This window comes from Halolactibacillus sp. JCM 19043 (assembly GCF_001310395.1).
In the GTDB taxonomy this organism is placed as follows: Bacteria; Bacillota; Bacilli; order Bacillales; family Amphibacillaceae; genus Halolactibacillus; species Halolactibacillus miurensis.
Genome location: NZ_BAXD01000001.1, coordinates 148,633 through 161,587, shown reverse-complemented (window position 1 = coordinate 161,587; position 12,955 = coordinate 148,633). Strand labels below are relative to the sequence as shown.

Genomic DNA, 12,955 nt, shown 5'->3' with positions numbered 1-12,955 from the left:
CACCCTAAGGCATGATTCTTTGTGTCATTCATTTATTATTTAGCTGCTTGATAATATTCCTCTACTTTATCCCAGTTAACCACGTTCCAGAAAGCATCAATATAATCTGGTCGACGGTTTGGTAATTGAGGTAATAAGCATGTTCCCATACGTCAATACCTAGAATAGGTGTTTTGCCATCACTAATAGGTGAATCTTGGTTTGGTGTGCTTAAAACTTCTAACTTACCATCAGAAACAACAAGCCATGCCCAACCTGAACCGAAACGAGTAGCCGCTGTATTCGCAAATGTTTCTTTAAAGCATCAAAGCTACCGAAGGTTCCATCAATCGCTTGTTTTAAGTCACCAACAGGTTCTTTTGCGCCGTCTTTACCAAGAACAGTCCAGAATAGACTGTGATTGGCATGACCGCCACCGTTATTTCTTACAGCCGTTCGAATATCCTCAGGTACTTTATTTAAGTCTGCTAAAATTTCTTCCACAGTTAAGTCATCAAACGCACTGTGACCTTCTAATGCTGCATTCAACTTCGTCACATAACCGTTGTGGTGTTTCGTGTGGTGAATGTTCATTGTTTCCTTGTCAATGTGTGGTTCGAGTGCATCGTACGCATAAGGTAGTTCTGGTAATTCAAATTTCGCCATAATAAATTTCCTCCTTAGATTTTAGTGATTCTAATGATTCACAAAATGTTCACTTTTACTATACTCATACTTTATCAAATTTGTATAAATGAAGCAAACATTTTGATTCTTACCTGTTCATCATACTATATTCACTTCACGGAAGATTGTTAAACATGTTTTGTGTGACTACTTATTTTTTCAATCGGATCCTCATTATCACCGTCTTGATCACCTATCTGATCAGACGAGCCAAACGCTTGTAATTGTTCAAGCGCACCAACATCATCAATCACAAGACCTTCTTTGGACTCATGGTACAACTTTCTGTCTAATCCATGCTCAGCATGATCAATACACGTTGAGGTTGTCGGAAGCGCTTCTAAACGATCCGGATTAATCTCTTTCCCGCAAACTTCACAGAGATGATAAACACCTTCATTCATCCGTTCAAGTGCATGTCTAATATCACCTAAATGTCGAATTTCTTGTTCAGTTAAAGTGCGCCTTAATGTTTCATCATATAAAGCAGAACCTTCATCTCCCGGATGATTATCATAGTGCGACAATTCCCCATCATCAAATACCTCTGCTTTATGCTTTTTAATTTGTTCGATTAATGTATCTTGTTCTTCTAATAACGTTTGTTTAATCGTTTGTAATTGTTCACTATTCAAAGAACTCTCTCCTCTCTATGCCATAACTATTTTCGCCTTCTCTTATATTTTCCACAAGTCATATGTTTTAAACATATTTGAAATTCTAATCATCTTACATTCTATATACATGCATAGAAAAACACCTAAGTACAGAGTACTTAGGTGTTTTAACGAGTGGCTCGGGACGGAGTCGAACCGCCGACACACGGAGCTTCAATCCGTTGCTCTACCAACTGAGCTACCGAGCCGTAAAAGGGATATAATGGCGGAGGAAGAGGGATTCGAACCCCCGCGAGCCGTGAAGCCCCTGTCGGTTTTCAAGACCGATCCCTTCAGCCGGACTTGGGTATTCCTCCGAAATATAATGTTAATTACTTAGCGTCTGATGGTGGACCCTGCAGGATTCGAACCTGCGACCGATCGGTTATGAGCCGATAGCTCTAACCAACTGAGCTAAGGGTCCTTTATGGGGCGACCGGTGGGGATCGAACCCACGAATGTCGGAACCACAATCCGATGTGTTAACCACTTCACCACGACCGCCATAACGCTATATAATTTTTAAATGGTAGCGGCGGAGGGAGTCGAACCCACGACCTCACGGGTATGAACCGTACGCTCTAGCCAGCTGAGCTACGCCGCCATAATGGCTCCACAGGTAAGATTCGAACTTACGACCGATCGGTTAACAGCCGATTGCTCTACCACTGAGCTACTGTGGAATAATGTTGTCGTTTGAGTTTTTGTAACTCAGCGACGTTTAATAATATATCATGTTTTAAAATAGTCGTCAATACATTTAGGAAAAAATATCTTAAATTTCTTTAGTTGACCAAAAATAGTAGGTGAGAACAGAGCTTGACCCCTCTCTGTTCTCACAACTATTTAAATCATCCCATCGTTTTTAATGCACGGTCTCAGGTATTTTTTCACCTAATACGTCTTCAGCGATATTTAATGCGTGATCACCAATACGCTCTAAGTTACTTAAAATATCTACATAAACAATTCCTGATGGTCCTGAACATGACCCTTCATTAAGACGAATGATATGTTTTTTACGGAATTTTTTCTCCAAGCGGTCAATTTGATTTTCTAATTTAACTACATCTAGTGCTTTTTCACGGTTCATATCAGATATCGCTTCAATCGCTTCTTTCACAATATTTTTAGTTTTATCAAACATTTCGTTCAAATCTCCGCGAGCATCATCCGTAATAACAATTTTATTTTTAATTTTATATTCAATTAACTCAATAATATTTTCAAAGTGGTCACCAATACGTTCAATATCTCGAACAGAATCAATGAGTGCCGTATGCTTCTCACTATCCGCATCAGAAAGCGGGGCAGAGGCTAAGTCAATCAAATAATCTGTTATTTGAGAATCTAGCTTATTTAAAGCATTCTCAATTTGCAAGGCGTTATCTGCATGTTTTTGTTCATGATTATTTAAGAAATTTGCGCTTTCCTCTAAGCCTTTATACGCATATTCACCCATCTTAATAATTTCTTCTTTCGCTTGCTCTAAAGCAACTGATGGCGCTTGATGAATAAAGATCGGATCTAAGTGTGTTGGTTTAAATTCAATCACTGAATCTTCACCAGGAATAATTTTTGTAACTAAGTTAGCTAGCACACCAATAAGCGGGAAGAAAACAAGAACAGCAGCGACATTAAAAATACCGTGCGCAAAAGCAATCGACATTCTGGCGTTTAAATCTAATGTTGTCGTCAAATATTCCACTATTGCTTGATAAGGTGATAAGACAAGCATCACAATAACAGCCCCTAACACATTAAAAATAACGTGTGTTAAGGCGGCACGACGCGCGGCAATCGATGCTCCAATCGACGCAATAACAGCAGTAATGGTTGTTCCGATGTTGTTACCAAATAATACTGGTAGAGCAGCATCTAGTTCAATCATCCCGTCTTGAACAAGATTCTGTAAAATACCAATCGTCGCACTTGAACTTTGAACGATAAACGTAAATACCGTCCCGATAACAACACCTAAGATTGGCACATCTGACATTTGAATCGTTAAGTCTTGGAACGCTTGTAAGTAGCGTAGCGGTTTAAGACCGTCACCCATCAATTCCAAACCATAGAACAGCGCACCGAAACCAAAGATCGCATGCCCATAATTTTGTAATTTATTATTTTTCGCAAAGAACATAAGAAGGGCACCTACTGAAATGATCGGTAACGCATAAGCGCCAATATCAATACCGATAATAAAGGAGGTCACTGTCGTACCAACATTCGCACCCATAATAACCCCAATGGACTGTCTGAATGTCATAAAGCCTGCATTAACTAAACCAATCGCAAGGACGGTCGTGCCTGAGCTTGATTGAATTAAAATCGTCACCACAATCCCCGCTAACACACCCATCAGTGGATTACTAGTAAATTTGTCTAAAATATCTTTTAGTCGGTCCCCAGCTGAATTCTGGAGCCCTTCTCCCATATACTTAATACCGAGAAGGAAAATACCTAACCCTCCAAAAAATTCAAATAACATTTGTTGCACATTAACTTCCACGGAATCCAATCCCTTCATTTCAAAAATTATATACGTGTTAAAACAATCCTTATCCATTATCACGATTTATAAATGAAATGTAAAGATAATTCGACGAAACTTTACATTAACTTTACAAACTTCTAACATACGCTTCATCTATAAAAAAACACGCCGAAATTAGGCGTGTTCGTGGATTTTTTCAACTAATATTCGCGTGCCATCTACGGAGATTATCTTTACTTGTTCACCTTTTGCGATATATTGACCGTTTGATATAGCGCTATACTCTTGATCATCTATAAGTATCCGACCAACAGGGCGTAAGTCCGTCGTAGTTTCAACTGTTTGATTAACGAATGATTGAAAGCTTGGATTAACAGAATTATATCCTGATACACTATCAAGGCGATCAGCTAAAATAACTTTAGACCAAAGGGCTCGGCGTGGTAATATTTTCAACCAGACAATGCTTAATCCCGCTCCGAAAATCAATCCAAGAAAGGCATATAAACCAGTGGATACATTAGGTGAGGCAAAAGCGAGTGAACCAATCATAAGTAGCACACCGATACTACCTAACAACCCATCGTTAATTAATTCACCATCAATAAAGATCAAAATAAGTCCTAAACCATAAACTAAACCAACAATTAACACCATGCTTGGATCTAAGAAAACAGAGAAATAGAACGTGATCAATCCTAATCCTAAAACAGCAAGTAAGCCTTTTGCTTTTACTAAGACTTCTCCAAAAACAAACATTGTCGCAAATAAAACTACAATTAAGCTGAGGATAGGATAAGTCGATAAAATTGGCATATAACCCCTTCTTTCTTCATATTATATAAAAAAATCTTTTTGTGAGGTCTTTAAATAATGAAAAGAAAGTCTATCATCATCTTGAGTAGTATCATTATATGTTTATTAATCATAGATGAAAACTTACCAAAAATGAATGACCCTTCCACTTCCTATTATCCCCCTCCATCTGCTTCATATCAAGTAAAAATTAAATATGTTCATGATGTTTCAGATATCTTAGTCACTCTATATGAATTAAACGGAACAGCCTCACAGATAACGATAAAAGGAATTGAAGTGTTTCAAGATATCAACAACTTAGAAAACCTTACCCGTATCCCGCTTCAGTGCTATTATTATTTTCCACAATTTAAAAAGCCGGAAGCACATGCTCCCGACTTAATATCATTATATTTCACTTCATAACAATCGCATGATGCTGATTTGCTTTTGATTGGATCACTGTAGCATATTGACTTTTTGCTGTGCCATTCGCTTTTTTTATAATTTTCCATACCTGTCATCCCACGATGATAAGCCGTTAAAGCTTCATCCAGCGGCCATATTTCTCATAAAGATAATCAAGATAGACGACAGATAATTTCATTGAATAGTAGGGGTCAAATAACATCGATTTTTCATATGCCACACCTGCCATTTCAGCAATCCACGGCGCTGTATTTTCCATAAATTGCGCCATACCGTAGGCATGACCATAAATTGTTTCTGGTCCCACCGTATCAGGTGCGAATGTATGACCTGTCTCTACTTTTAATAATTCATACACGATGAATGGATCAATCTCATATTTTCTTGCCTCTTTAATCATGTAGACAGCCCAACTCTTTTTAAAGCGACCTTCGCTATCATTCATCATTGTTTCGGCATCCTTTTCAATTGTTTGCCACACAACCGATTGAACATCGGACGTGTCCTTTTCATAAGCTGAAGTTTCTTCATCGATTCGTCTTTGTGATTTATCAGATGCTATAAATGTTTTTTCTTCAGCTTGCACTGTTTGCTCGTTAATATTTAGTAAGTTTATGCTAGATAATAAAATAACAAAAATAAGAGCACTTACTAAAACGACGTAGCGTTTTGTCATAAATTTCTTCCTTTCTGTATGTCTGTTTGACAATACAAGTCGTTATACTACACTATTTAAAAATCCTTTGCAACCTTTAAGGTTTATATTACCCATTTATAGTATTTATCTAACATTTAATTCATTTAATTTCATATTTAAGTTAATAAAAAGATATTTTTAGGAGGTTTTTTTCCGTGTCAAAAATACTTAAACCATTGATATTAAAGCGTTTTCACGAGTTATCCACAGACGAGATAAAACATTTCGCTTTGATGCACAACTTACCAGAAACAGCCAAGCACGCTAAAGATATTTTAGCTTTCATCCGGCCACTAGATCCATTTAAACAGGATAACCTTGTTTATTTGTTTAGCTATTTACGTACTATTTTACCGGCACACGAAGTCACCTATATACATCAATCGCTTATCGACCTGATTGAGTCTTATCATCTCATTGAATTGTTTGATTAAACGCAAAAAAAAAACCGCAAACGACCATTGTGACGGTCGTTTGCGGTTTGATAGATGATACTTTTCAACATAAGATTTAAAGCTTCATTTTTATTGATTTAAAATTTTATTTTTTAAATCATTATCAAATGCTTGCTTTTTCAGCATCTCAATTTCAAATTTGTATGGTGGTTTTTTATCCTTTTTATCTTCCCCTACATAAGGCGTTTCAAGAATCTTTGGAATGTCTTTAAATGCCTCATGATGAACAATGTAGTTTAACGCCTCAAAGCCAATGTGGCCAAAGCCAATATTTTCATGACGATCTTTATGGGCACCGACTGGATTTTTGCTATCGTTGACGTGCACGACCTTAATGCGATCAACACCAACAATTTTATCAAATTCATTGAGCACACCATCAAAATCGTTCACAATATCATATCCCGCATCATGCACATGACACGTATCAAAACAGACCGATAAACGATCACTTAGCGTCACACCATCAATGATTTGAGCAATCTCTTCAAACGTGCGACCGACTTCTGACCCTTTTCCTGCCATCGTCTCCAACGCTATCTGAACGTCTTGACCTTTCGTTAGCGCTTCGTTTAACCCTTCAATAATCCGTTTAACACCTGTTTCACTACCAGCCCTACGTGGGCACCAGGATGGAGCACAATTTGTTTGGCGGTTAAAGCTTCGGTGCGATCTACTTCACTTTTCATAAAGTTGACACCAAGCTCAAATGTTTCTGGTTTCGTTGTGTTACCTAAATTTATGATATAAGGCGCATGGACGACTAAATCCTCGATGCCGTGATCTTTCATATGCTGAAGACCCTTTTCGATATTTAGTTCCTCAATCGCTTTTCGTCTCGTATTTTGCGGTGCACCTGTATAAATCATCATCGCGGTTGCGTTATAACTTGCCGCTTCTTCACTTGAACCAAGCAACATCTTTTTCCCACTCATCGAAACATGTGATCCTAATTTCAACATTCTACTCACCCTCGTTTATTTTTACTGCGATTTAATTGTTGTTTAATCCGTTGTTGTTGACGTTTCATTTTCTTTTTGTAACCTGGTTTGACTTTATCAGGTTTTCTCACCTTTAACCAAGCTTCACGATCAGTGTCATGCCCGTCTTTCTTCCGGCGCTGACGCTCATCCCATGGTTTAATTTCACGCCATTCACCTTTGATAATGTCATAGGTCGTGAAGTCAATTTTACGTGACGTTAGTTTTTGCAGTAATGGCACATCGTCCTCATGATAAATATTGATAGCTGTCCCTTCCATACCGGCACGAGCCGTTCGACCAATACGGTGAATATAAAATTCTTCTTCCTTAGGAAGTTGAGCATTAATGACATGGCTCACACCTTTAATATCAATCCCACGTGCAGCTAAATCGGTCGCTACGATGTATTGATATTTTAATGCTTGAATATCCTTTAACACGCGTTTTCTTTCCCGTGATGGCAAGCCACCATGGATGATACCTACATTAATGCCTTTATCTAAAAGACCTTTGTGTAATTTATTCGCCTCATCTTTATTGTTTGTAAAAATGATAGCTAAATAAGGGTTAATCACTTTCGTGATATCATGAATCACACTCGCTAATTCCCGGTGTCTTAGTGGAATTAATTGATGTTCAATTTTTTCAGGCGCAAAGTGATCTTTAATGTGCACGTGCGTCGGATTTTGTAAATATTTCTTTAAGAACGGATGAAGGCGTTCTGGTATCGTCGCAGAAAATACCGCCAACTGAATCTTTTGATTCGCTTTGGTTAACATTTGATCAATTTCATTAATTAAGCCGAGATCTAACATTAAATCCGCTTCATCAACGACAAAGCTCTTTGCTGAATACAAATCAATCGCGCCTTCATTAATTAAATCAAGCAAGCGACCTGGCGTCGCCACAATAATATGCGGTTGTTCTTTTAATTTTTCAATCGAACGCTTTTTATCCGTTCCACCGATAAACAATTTTGATTGAATCACCTCTTTATGTGGTGATAATGCGATGATGCGCTTGACTTCTTCATGAATTTGAGTTGCTAACTCACGAGTTGGTGAGGTCACAACAAATTGTACTTCCCGCTTATCTACCTCTATTTGATTGAATAAAGGAAATAAAAACGCATGGGTTTTTCCTGAACCTGTATGCGATTGGCCAATAACACTTTCTCCGCGCAACATGGCTGGTATAACTTTTTGCTGAATCGGTGTTGGTTCTTTAAATCCTAGGCCATCTACAACCTCGTGAATCCAACTGTTTAATGCATACTCTTTAAATAAATGTTTTTCCATAATGGTCTCCTTTTTTTAAAACAACGTCCAAACTATACGTTTAGTATAACCTAGATTCGCATCTATGCCTATTGTACAACCTTCTATTTATACCGAAATGGGTTCGTATGGCCTTTTGAGGCCACAATCGGATAATCCCATTCTTTTTTTGTGAAAATAGACTGACTTATCTGTTTAAAGTCCTCTTTCATCACACTTTCTAAATAATGCCCGGCATCAATAATATTTAAACCAAGAGCTTCCGCATCTTGCGTTGGATGGAAGGTCATATCACCCGTGATATAGACATCTGCTTTTTTCTTCAGCGCATCCATCACAAACTTTTCACCACTTCCCCCTAAGATAGCCACCCGCTTAATCACTTGATCTTTTGACCCGGCCACTCTCACGCCTTGTAAACCAAAGATTGATTTGACACGTTCAACAAATTGGTCAAAAGGTAAGGACTCCGTTAAATCACCTACACGACCAAGACCGAATACTTTACCTGTATTAAGTAGTGGAATAAGATCAAAAGCAGGTGTCTCATAAGGATGCGTGCTATGAATCGTCGCTAATGCAACGGATACTTGTTCTCGCGTAATCACATACTCAAGTTTTATTTCTTCTACTGCTTCACGTGCCCCACTCGTGCCAATAAAGGGGTTAGCTTTCTCTGTTGGTTGAAAACGCCCTGTACCTGTCATTTCATACACGCAAGCTTCATAGTCTCCCATCGTGCCAATACCCATATTTATCAAAGCTTGATCAACCATTTGCTTATGCGTATTTGGTACAAACACTTGTAGTTTAATAAGTGTCGAGCTATCTTCTTCAACGAGCACCTCTCTATTAATCAACCCTAACCGATCAGCTAAACGGTCATTCATCCCGCCATTAACACGATCGTAATTCGTGTGAGCCGAGAAAATCGTTAGATCGTTCAATAGACATTTCTTGATGATGCGTCCTTTCATCGTCGAGAAATCGATTTTTTTCATCGGTTTAAACATGATAGGGTGATGGCTAATGATAAGATTCACACCTTGTTCAATGGCTTCATCGATGACACTCTCTGTTACATCTAACGTCGTTAAAACACCTGTAAGCGGGGTATTGATATCTCCAATTTGTAAACCAACCGCATCCCAATCATACGCTAACCGTTCGGGCACAACAGCTTCAAACGCTTGTAAAAAGTCTTTGATGTATACAGCCTTATTCATCGCTTAACACCTCGCTGATCCACTGTTTTCTCTCATTAAAAAGTGCTAACTTCTCTTCATTGATTTGTTTTGCTAGAGACATATTATTGATGACACGAACGACATTATCATACTCGCGTTGCCATTTCTCTTTAAAAACGTCTGATGACTCTCGTCGTAAAAATGGCCCGAAAAAGACATCTTTTGGTGATAACGAAACAGCCTCGGAAGCTTTATCCGCTACAATGATCTCATAAATGTGGCCATCTTCTTTTAGAATATCTTCAGCAACGATCTGAAAATCATTTATCACTAACCATTCACGTAAATAATGACTGTCGACGTTCGGTTGTAAAATTAACCGCTCAACATGTGATAAGTATTGTAAACCCTCTGACAAAATAGAGCGGATTAAACCGCCGCCCATCCCGCAAATGACTACGGTATCTATAGGTTCTTCATTTATCACCGTCAAACCATCACCTTTTCTAACATCAATGCGATCGGATAATTGATACCCTTTCACGTGTGACACCGCCGCCTCAAACGGCCCTTGATTCAACTCTCCAGCAATTCCTTTTGCTGATGCGTCTTTTTGACAGACGTAAATCGGTAAATAGGCGTGATCACTGCCAATATCCGCAAAAAAAAGCGCCTGTACTGACATATTGACTCGCTTGCTTTAACCGATTTGATAACTTCATTGTCTCCATCTTTTCACATCCTCACCTATATAACTAACCCAATCACACCTAAAACAAACATGAGACCACTGATGAGAAGTAGCCAGCGATCTTTTTTAACTAACCCCAAACTGACGCCAACAACGATCATGAAAACAAGCATGATACTCCGATAAAGAAAAGGATTGGTCAATAATCCACTGACATATAACCCTGCTAAAACAAGACTAATAAAATACAATGCACGACTATAGTTCACTTTGAATACTTTTACATGTTGACTTAACATATAAAATATTGAGACAACGATGATGCCACCAAGTATGATTGTTATTTCAATGGCGATAGAAAAGTCCATCAACAACAGCACACTTAACACAAGTGGCACGATAGAAATCATCAATAAACTAAATAAATGTGGTATTAACATTGACAGCGCACTATCTCCTGATGATGCATCCTTTGGTAATAAGTCATCGAGTGCATCGTCCGTTGCTCCTGTTCCCTCTGTATACAGTGCCAATAAAAAGTCACAATAATGCGAGGGCAATAAATGATTATCTTTCCAGTATTTTATTTCATGTATAATCGTTGCTTTTCGTTGTTGGTCCATTCAATCACCTCATTGACGCCACTAGATTATTTTTATGTAAAAAAGTCAATCGAGTATCAATTGAATCTCAATTGAGACTGGATTGACTATACCAATCACGACTTATTCTAAGAAATCTTTCAGACGCTTACTACGTGACGGGTGACGTAATTTGCGTAAAGCTTTTGCTTCAATCTGTCTAATCCGTTCTCGGGTAACACCAAAAACTTTCCCCACTTCCTCAAGCGTACGTGTGCGACCATCATCTAAACCAAAGCGTAAACGCAAGACATTTTCTTCACGATCAGTAAGCGTATCTAACACATCTTCTAACTGTTCCTTTAATAATTCATAAGCCGCATGATCAGAAGGTGATGTTGCTTCTTGGTCTTCAATAAAATCACCTAAGTGAGAGTCATCTTCTTCACCAATTGGGGTTTCTAACGATACAGGTTCCTGGGCAATCTTTAAGATTTCTCTTACCTTTTCAGGTGTTAAATCCATTTCTTCGCCAATTTCTTCAGGTGTGGGTTCACGACCAAAATCTTGTAGGAGTTGGCGCTGAATGCGAATGAGCTTATTGATTGTTTCAACCATGTGCACGGGGATACGAATCGTACGAGCCTGGTCAGCAATCGCACGTGTGATGGCTTGACGAATCCACCACGTGGCGTACGTACTAAACTTAAACCCTTTACGGTGATCGAATTTTTCCACCGCTTTAATAAGACCCATATTACCTTCTTGAATCAAGTCTAAGAATAACATCCCACGACCGACATAACGCTTCGCAATACTCACCACTAGTCTTAAGTTGGCTTCAGCTAAACGTTGTTTTGCTTCCTCATCACCTTGTTCAATGCGTTCAGCAAGACTAACCTCTTCCTGAGCTGAAAGTAGGTTAACACGACCTATTTCTTTTAAGTACATACGAACAGGATCATTGATTTTAATCCCAATCGGCACACTTAAATCATTCAGATCGAATTCCTCTTCTTCTTTTTTAATATCTTTTTCATCTGGGTCTTTATCTGAATCAGCAATCACATCAATCCCTTGGTCTTGAAGTTGTTCATAGAATTCATCCATCTGGTCTGAATCCAGTTCGAACATTGCTAACCTCTCAGCAACATCATCGTAAGCAATGACCCCTGTTTTCTTCCCGATTTGTGTGATTAACTCCTTGGCTTGGTCCAATGTAATTTCTGGTTCATTTTGTTTCGACTTCTTATCTGCCATAACAGCATCCCCCTCCAACTAACTTTATCCTACTCACGTAATGGCTCTTTTAAACGTTTTTTAAGCTTAACAATTTCCATACCGACTTGAGCGGCCTTCGTATAGTCCTTGTCAATCTCTGCTTGTTTTTGTTGATAAAACAGCTCCTTGATGAGTGCTTTATCTCCTTGTTCACTTTGAATCATATAAACATAATCATTGATTTCCTCTTCTGTCACCTCAGGTGAGAGTGACTGCATTGCCAGTTCAATGATCAAATTTTTCATTTCTGAGTCCTCAATCCGTTCAACGAATTGACTAACATCTGCCGGGTGACCAGCCTCATAATAAGCGTAAAGATGTGTCACAATCACCTTATGAACATCAACATTAAACGAGGCACCTAAACGGTGCTTCATACGTTCGGCAATCGTTGCATCGTACAACATATAACTGATGAGTTTTCTCTCAGCATTATAATAAGCGGGATATAACCGTTGTTGTTTTTTTCTTGCCGTCTGCTTTTGAATCCGTGGTTTCTGTTCTGGCGCAATTTGTTGCCTATTTAACGCCACTTCTCCCATGATAGTATCGACAGAAAGATTATATTCATTCGCTAGTTCTCTGGCGTAATGATCTCTTTCAATAGGCTTAGCGAGTGTCGCAATGTATCGAATGGCTTCATCAATATACTGCATGCGACTCGCTTCAATGGACGTATCATACTGACGTTTTAAATACGTTAAAACAAAACTCATATATGTGGCGCTTTGTTCGAGTATTTTACGCTCAAAAGCTT

Annotated in this window: 12 protein-coding genes, 6 tRNA genes and 2 pseudogenes; 2 read left to right on the top strand and 18 right to left on the bottom strand. The window is 38.5% G+C overall.

Translation table 11 applies throughout. The features are described 5' to 3' along the window. Positions 1–35 precede the first annotated feature (35 nt). From JCM19043_RS00845 to JCM19043_RS00800, 10 genes and pseudogenes are all read right to left on the bottom strand, one after another. Positions 36–645: pseudogene (locus JCM19043_RS00845) on the bottom strand (superoxide dismutase). A 149-nt stretch (positions 646–794) separates the two neighbouring features. Next, positions 795–1,301, bottom strand: coding sequence for a TraR/DksA C4-type zinc finger protein (locus tag JCM19043_RS00840; RefSeq protein WP_062319142.1), 507 nt, complete (start codon positions 1,299–1,301; stop codon positions 795–797). A 157-nt stretch (positions 1,302–1,458) separates the two neighbouring features. After that, positions 1,459–1,531: transfer RNA gene (locus JCM19043_RS00835), tRNA-Phe, on the bottom strand. A gap of 15 nt (positions 1,532–1,546) precedes the next feature. Next, a tRNA-Ser gene (locus JCM19043_RS00830) sits at positions 1,547–1,639 on the bottom strand. Between the two features lie 30 nt (positions 1,640–1,669). Beyond that, positions 1,670–1,746: transfer RNA gene (locus tag JCM19043_RS00825), tRNA-Ile, on the bottom strand. 4 nt (positions 1,747–1,750) lie between these two features. Continuing rightward, a tRNA-His gene (locus tag JCM19043_RS00820) sits at positions 1,751–1,826 on the bottom strand. Positions 1,827–1,849: 23 nt separating this feature from the next. Beyond that, positions 1,850–1,926, bottom strand: a tRNA-Met gene (locus JCM19043_RS00815). Between the two features lie 4 nt (positions 1,927–1,930). Beyond that, positions 1,931–2,005: transfer RNA gene (locus JCM19043_RS00810), tRNA-Asn, on the bottom strand. A gap of 182 nt (positions 2,006–2,187) precedes the next feature. Then, complete coding sequence (locus JCM19043_RS00805; protein ID WP_062319141.1) at positions 2,188–3,834, bottom strand: Na/Pi cotransporter family protein; 1,647 nt, start codon at positions 3,832–3,834, stop codon at positions 2,188–2,190. 159 nt (positions 3,835–3,993) lie between these two features. After that, positions 3,994–4,635 carry an NfeD family protein gene (locus JCM19043_RS00800; protein ID WP_062319138.1) on the bottom strand — a complete coding sequence of 214 codons (642 nt, stop codon included), beginning with the start codon at positions 4,633–4,635 and terminating at the stop codon, positions 3,994–3,996. 57 nt (positions 4,636–4,692) lie between these two features. Between JCM19043_RS00800 and JCM19043_RS00795 the strand changes: the two genes are divergently transcribed. Further along, positions 4,693–5,043 carry a hypothetical protein gene (locus tag JCM19043_RS00795; RefSeq protein ID WP_062319136.1) on the top strand — a complete coding sequence of 117 codons (351 nt, stop codon included), beginning with the start codon at positions 4,693–4,695 and terminating at the stop codon, positions 5,041–5,043. 115 nt (positions 5,044–5,158) lie between these two features. Here the strand turns inward: JCM19043_RS00795 and JCM19043_RS00790 are convergent, their stop codons facing one another. Continuing rightward, a complete protein-coding gene (locus tag JCM19043_RS00790) occupies positions 5,159–5,722 on the bottom strand; it encodes a transglycosylase SLT domain-containing protein (protein ID WP_062319134.1) in 564 nt (187 codons plus the stop codon). 176 nt (positions 5,723–5,898) lie between these two features. On the opposite strand from JCM19043_RS00790, the gene JCM19043_RS00785 reads away from it, so the two are divergent. Next, positions 5,899–6,177, top strand: a complete 279-nt coding sequence (locus JCM19043_RS00785; protein WP_062319132.1) for a DUF2624 family protein — start codon at positions 5,899–5,901, stop codon at positions 6,175–6,177. 90 nt (positions 6,178–6,267) lie between these two features. Here the strand turns inward: JCM19043_RS00785 and JCM19043_RS00780 are convergent. The 7 genes and pseudogenes from JCM19043_RS00780 to JCM19043_RS18445 form a co-directional block, all read right to left on the bottom strand. After that, a pseudogene (locus JCM19043_RS00780) lies at positions 6,268–7,157 on the bottom strand (deoxyribonuclease IV). A gap of 8 nt (positions 7,158–7,165) precedes the next feature. Next, positions 7,166–8,479 carry a DEAD/DEAH box helicase gene (locus JCM19043_RS00775; RefSeq protein ID WP_062319130.1) on the bottom strand — a complete coding sequence of 438 codons (1,314 nt, stop codon included), beginning with the start codon at positions 8,477–8,479 and terminating at the stop codon, positions 7,166–7,168. A gap of 83 nt (positions 8,480–8,562) precedes the next feature. Further along, entirely contained in the window at positions 8,563–9,684 is a 1,122-nt protein-coding gene (locus JCM19043_RS00770) for a Nif3-like dinuclear metal center hexameric protein (RefSeq protein WP_062319128.1), read from the bottom strand. Beyond that, positions 9,677–10,330, bottom strand: a complete 654-nt coding sequence (locus JCM19043_RS00765) for a tRNA (adenine(22)-N(1))-methyltransferase TrmK (protein ID WP_231631335.1) — start codon at positions 10,328–10,330, stop codon at positions 9,677–9,679. Before JCM19043_RS00765 ends, JCM19043_RS00770 begins: the two co-directional genes overlap by 8 nt. A 62-nt stretch (positions 10,331–10,392) precedes the next feature. Further along, positions 10,393–10,959 (bottom strand): hypothetical protein, encoded by a 567-nt coding sequence (locus JCM19043_RS00760; protein ID WP_062319126.1) that lies wholly within the window; start codon positions 10,957–10,959, stop codon positions 10,393–10,395. Positions 10,960–11,061: 102 nt separating this feature from the next. Continuing rightward, a complete protein-coding gene (gene rpoD / locus JCM19043_RS00755; RefSeq protein WP_062319124.1) occupies positions 11,062–12,177 on the bottom strand; it encodes an RNA polymerase sigma factor RpoD in 1,116 nt (371 codons plus the stop codon). Between the two features lie 29 nt (positions 12,178–12,206). After that, a complete protein-coding gene (locus JCM19043_RS18445) occupies positions 12,207–12,914 on the bottom strand; it encodes a hypothetical protein (RefSeq protein WP_369813701.1) in 708 nt (235 codons plus the stop codon). Positions 12,915–12,955: the final 41 nt, after the last annotated feature.

Coding starts and splice junctions, on each gene's coding strand:
- JCM19043_RS00800 (WP_062319138.1), bottom strand. CDS start 4,635: ATGCCAATTTTATCGACTTATCCTATCCTCAGCTTAATTGTAGTTTTA.
- JCM19043_RS00795 (WP_062319136.1), top strand. CDS start 4,693: ATGAAAAGAAAGTCTATCATCATCTTGAGTAGTATCATTATATGTTTA.
- JCM19043_RS00790 (WP_062319134.1), bottom strand. CDS start 5,722: ATGACAAAACGCTACGTCGTTTTAGTAAGTGCTCTTATTTTTGTTATT.
- JCM19043_RS00775 (WP_062319130.1), bottom strand. CDS start 8,479: ATGGAAAAACATTTATTTAAAGAGTATGCATTAAACAGTTGGATTCAC.
- JCM19043_RS00770 (WP_062319128.1), bottom strand. CDS start 9,684: ATGAATAAGGCTGTATACATCAAAGACTTTTTACAAGCGTTTGAAGCT.
- JCM19043_RS00765 (WP_231631335.1), bottom strand. CDS start 10,330: ATGTCAGTACAGGCGCTTTTTTTTGCGGATATTGGCAGTGATCACGCC.
- JCM19043_RS00760 (WP_062319126.1), bottom strand. CDS start 10,959: ATGGACCAACAACGAAAAGCAACGATTATACATGAAATAAAATACTGG.
- rpoD (WP_062319124.1), bottom strand. CDS start 12,177: ATGGCAGATAAGAAGTCGAAACAAAATGAACCAGAAATTACATTGGAC.
- JCM19043_RS18445 (WP_369813701.1), bottom strand. CDS start 12,914: ATGAGTTTTGTTTTAACGTATTTAAAACGTCAGTATGATACGTCCATT.